Below are 314 nucleotides of genomic sequence, written 5' to 3'. Positions count from 1 at the left end.
GGCTCTCGACGAGCTGGTGAGCATGCTTTTTCAGGGTCGACTCAAAGTCCCCCTGTGACGTTTCTTTATGCTCAATAGCTCCCCCGTGGCAGCATCAATGACCGATGCGTTCGAAGATTTTTTCGATCTTCTCTTTCAAGGCCAGCGCAGTGAATGGCTTGACCACGTAGCCGTTGACCCCGGCCTGGGCGGCTTCGATGATCTGCTCACGCTTGGCTTCGGCGGTCACCATCAACACGGGAAGACTGCGCAGTTTTTCATCGGCGCGCACATGACGCAGCAAGTCGATACCGGTCATGCCGGGCATGTTCCAG

1 protein-coding gene is annotated in these 314 nt (G+C 56.4%); it reads right to left on the bottom strand.

Annotated elements, in window-relative coordinates:
* Positions 1–94: 94 nt before the first annotated feature.
* The coding region (locus tag ACM615_RS24215) for a response regulator (protein WP_431012681.1) at positions 95–314 on the bottom strand (220 nt) is incomplete at its 5' end.

It is taken from the genome of Rahnella sp. PAMC25617 (assembly GCF_050606005.1).
GTDB lineage: Bacteria > Pseudomonadota > Gammaproteobacteria > Enterobacterales > Enterobacteriaceae > Rahnella > Rahnella variigena.
The sequence above is the reverse complement of the archived record's forward strand: the minus strand, read 5'-3'. Positions and strand labels throughout refer to the sequence as shown.